Genomic DNA, 3,516 nt, shown 5'->3' with positions numbered 1-3,516 from the left:
TCAGGCATAACCCCGACGCGGCTTGAGAGCTGCCTCAAGCACGGCACCCGCGTATTGCTGCGATGAGTCACGGTACCTAGGATTCGGTGACCGGCGGCTGCTGGGACGTCATCAGCCGCCGGCTTAGCGGGCGAACATCGAGTCAATTCGGGTGGCGCTGACGAAGTCAGGGCCTCTACTATAGGGTGCGGCTTGATTTTTGGAGTGATGTTGTAGTGAAATTCATTTGTGTGTAGTGGGTGCGGTTGTTGTGAATCAAGGGCTTAGGGATTTGTCGAGTCGGGGGATTGGCGGGGAGAATTCATTCAACATGTTCATTGGGAAGGGGTTGCACCGTAACCCCCGGACCCTCGCCCGGGAGGGGGGAGTGAGTGTCATCTCTGCGGAGGCGGGAATCCAAGTTGGCTGCGGTTTCTGAGAACAAGTAGTTAGGCGGCAGGTCACAATCCGGCGCGGGACGAACCCCTCCCCTACGGATAGGGATTGCAGCGGTAGTTCGGCGAGTCCGACTGAAGTCGGAGCTGCAGGAATTCGGGAATTGGGAGTGCCGGGATCAGGTCGAGTGTCAGGATCGCAGGGATCCTGACCTACGTGATTGAGTTATGAAGCGTCCGACTGAAGTCGAACCCAATTGAATATTGACTGGGCGACTCCGGGTATTATGTTTCCGCGATGATCAAGACGTCCAAATCCGGAGGCCCGTCACTCAGGTGGTACGGGCTGCGCATACTCGCAGCAACCATCGCCGGCGGTATCGCTTACTGGCCGCTCGACTATAATCAGGTTAAGCTCAGCAGTCTCGCCTGGCCCTGGGGGCTGGCGACCTTCATCATCGCCGCAATCCTTTCCGAACGCGACTTGCAGCCAGGGTTGCTGTCAGGAGCCGCTTGCGCCATCGGTGTCCCATTGGCGGTGATCTTACGCGTCATTGTTGATGTGTCCGGCGATCCGACGAGTCACAATCTCTGGCCGTTTGAGGTCGTACTGGCAGCGATGATCAGCCTGCCGAGCGGCGTGCTGGGGGCGATACTGGGACGTCTCGTACGCCGCGCCTTTTCAAACCGCCCGTAGTGAGCAACATTCCGGAGAACATAAGCGGCAGGAGACCAAGTCCCCTGCCGCAGGCGTGCTGAGCAAGCTTGGTGAGCTTAGCTCACTTCTTGGGGGTCGTCATCGTCATCTTGGCGTATTCGTCAAGATTCTTCTTGGCCCAGTCATGGAGCTCGGTGACCATGGCCGGATCAGACGAGGTGAGCAGAATGACGGAACCGGTCTTGGTCGGAACCTCCTCGAACTTGGCGCCTTTCATCATCATCGCGCCCATGGCTTCGCAACTGCCGCACATGTTAACCTTTTCGCCTTTGGCGGCGCGCTGGCCGATTTCGTTCATCATGGCGCTGGTCTTGCGGTAGTCCGCCAAGCGCGCGGCCGGGACGGTCGAGATGGTCATGACGCCGTTCGAGATGTTGAGTTGCTCGTGGGTCATTTCGTTCATCAGGCCGTTTTGCGTCCACGGCTTGCAGAAGTCGCAGTTGTTGAAATCCAGCCACGGCTTCTCACCGGCGATCAGCAGTGCCGCCACCAACAGGGTCAGCGCCAGTGCCGCCAGAGTGATTCGTTTGTGCATCCATTTCTCCTTTCGAGTAAACTCCATGTTTAATCGCAGCCGTCGGGCAGGATGCGCCGCGGCGATTGCGATCATGTACTTTGTGGATATATTATACGTTTACCTAATCAAGCCGACGCAAGTTGAGGACGCAATCACAAATTTCAAATTCTCTCAGGATATCGGGACAAACCCTAATTGCCTCTACAGCATAGCGTTGCGGGCACTCCCCTGAAGTGTAATATTAAGCTTTCGTCAGGGCGACGACGATCGTCATGGGGTTGGCGTCATCGTGGCGGGCGATCAGCCAGCCGGCGCGACGAGCGAGGGCTTCAAAGGACATCAGGTTGCGGGGGCGAATATTGAAGCGCGCCAGGCGTTTCACGGTGCGGGTGAAGTCGTCGTCACGGAAGATCGAGCCGACCATCGTCGCAGCCGCCGGCGTATGTTGGCGGAGGCGTTCGAGATTCGCGACGATGTCCTCGTCATCGCCATACTCGAGCAGCGCGCCTTCCGATGAGGCAACGACGATGGATTGATCGACTTGCCACGACTGCAGCCACTCGCGAAGACGGAAGGAACCGACCCAATCGTAGTGAAGAACGCGGTAGTCGATGTCGAGTCCGGCGAGCGGGGCGGCGGGAGATTGCAGAGCCGCGAGGCAGCGGCCGCCAAATTGCGGCGCGTCGTCATCCGTGTCGAGCACGCGGATGTTGATGCGGCGCCGGCGCAGCGACTCTGGGCGCTCTTGCGCGAGGAGAATCAAGGCGTTGAGCGTATCGCTGGCTGCGCCGCCGCCGATGTTCAACAGCCAGATCGGCGATGGCGGCAACAGGTTCGTGGCCCGAGCCAGATCGTCGGCCAGGAAGCGCGCGATGGTTTGCAGGCGCAGGCGCATGCAGACCGGTCCGATGAAGTTGACGAGTTTGTGATCGAGTTTGCCCGCCAGCGGTGTCTTGAGGAGTTCCGGGCCCACTTTCTGGAAATAAGTGGCCATGCCGCTGAGATTGCCGCGGGCGGCATCGAGTGTGCCGCGCATCAGAATCGAGCGGCGGGCGATCAGCTTAAGCAGGAGCCGCGGTGTGTGGCGGCCGCGCTCCCAGTTTTCCATGCTGTCGCGCTGGATCTGCTCAAGTTCGGGCGGTGCAAAGTGACATTGGAAGACGGGGTTGGAGAGATCGACGATTGGAAGCGGAATGCCGTCAACGCCAGCCGCGTAGTAGACGGGCCGGGCCATGGTTGCCGTTGCCTGTTGCGTTGTCTTGCTCAACGTCACTGCTCCGGACGGCGGGTTGCCGATTTTAAATTGCGATCACAGACAAAATGGTATGCGTTTGGCTGCCCGTCAATCGGAAATCGCAAATTCTTTTGCGGACAGACCGATGCAGCTTGACAAGGTTACGCCGGTAGTCGTACTTGAAAATGTTGACGCGGAGACTTCAGAAAGCGGAAACGGGCCGAACCTGACATCGCGGGGAGGCCATTTCGGCACGGACACTGCGTCAGACAGCAAGTGATCCGAATCTGTTCGGAAAGGAGCAGCTATGGGTTTGTTAGACGGTCTGTTGGGCGAGGTCCTGGGCACAGGCCAGAGCAGTCAGTCGCAGCAGGCGCAGAATGACCCGTTGGCTTCGATCCTGGCGGGGTTGACCGGCGGCAACCAGGGGCAGAGTTCGAACTTGTTGATGACGGTGTTGGCGTTGATTCAGCGCAGCGGCGGCCTGGGCAAGTTGTTGGAGGCGATTCGGGGCAACGGCCTGGCGGCGCAGGCGGACTCGTGGGTTGGCACCGGCCAGAATCTGAACATCTCGCCAAATCAGTTGCAGCAGATTCTCGGGGCGTCGACGATGAACGACATCGCAACGCAATTCGGCGTGCCGCAGCACCAGGCGGGCGACATGCTGGCGCAG

The 3,516-nt window shown here is 59.2% G+C and carries 4 protein-coding genes; 2 read left to right on the top strand and 2 right to left on the bottom strand.

What is annotated here, in order from left to right:
• Nucleotides 1-672: 672 nt before the first annotated feature.
• Nucleotides 673-1,071 carry a hypothetical protein gene (locus tag IT585_01915; GenBank protein ID MCC6961989.1) on the top strand — a complete coding sequence of 133 codons (399 nt, stop codon included), beginning with the start codon at nt 673-675 and terminating at the stop codon, nt 1,069-1,071.
• Between the two features lie 82 nt (nt 1,072-1,153).
• Here the strand turns inward: IT585_01915 and IT585_01910 are convergent, their stop codons facing one another.
• Together IT585_01910 and IT585_01905 are read right to left on the bottom strand one after the other, a co-directional pair.
• Nucleotides 1,154-1,627, bottom strand: a complete 474-nt coding sequence (locus tag IT585_01910) for a hypothetical protein (protein ID MCC6961988.1) — start codon at nt 1,625-1,627, stop codon at nt 1,154-1,156.
• Nucleotides 1,628-1,850: 223 nt separating this feature from the next.
• Nucleotides 1,851-2,876, bottom strand: coding sequence for a hypothetical protein (locus IT585_01905; protein ID MCC6961987.1), 1,026 nt, complete (start codon nt 2,874-2,876; stop codon nt 1,851-1,853).
• Nucleotides 2,877-3,150: 274 nt separating this feature from the next.
• Between IT585_01905 and IT585_01900 the strand changes: the two genes are divergently transcribed.
• Nucleotides 3,151-3,516 (top strand): DUF937 domain-containing protein (locus tag IT585_01900; protein ID MCC6961986.1); only part of this gene is annotated, 366 nt, incomplete at its 3' end.

The organism is Candidatus Zixiibacteriota bacterium (assembly GCA_020853795.1).
Classification (GTDB): domain Bacteria; phylum Zixibacteria; class MSB-5A5; order CAIYYT01; family CAIYYT01; genus JADJGC01.
The sequence above is the reverse complement of the archived record's forward strand: the minus strand, read 5'-3'. Positions and strand labels throughout refer to the sequence as shown.

What these genes read in the sequence shown, in the direction of transcription:
- IT585_01915 (MCC6961989.1), top strand. Translation starts at nt 673, where the DNA reads ATGATCAAGACGTCCAAATCCGGAGGCCCGTCACTCAGGTGGTACGGG.
- IT585_01910 (MCC6961988.1), bottom strand. Translation starts at nt 1,627, where the DNA reads ATGCACAAACGAATCACTCTGGCGGCACTGGCGCTGACCCTGTTGGTG.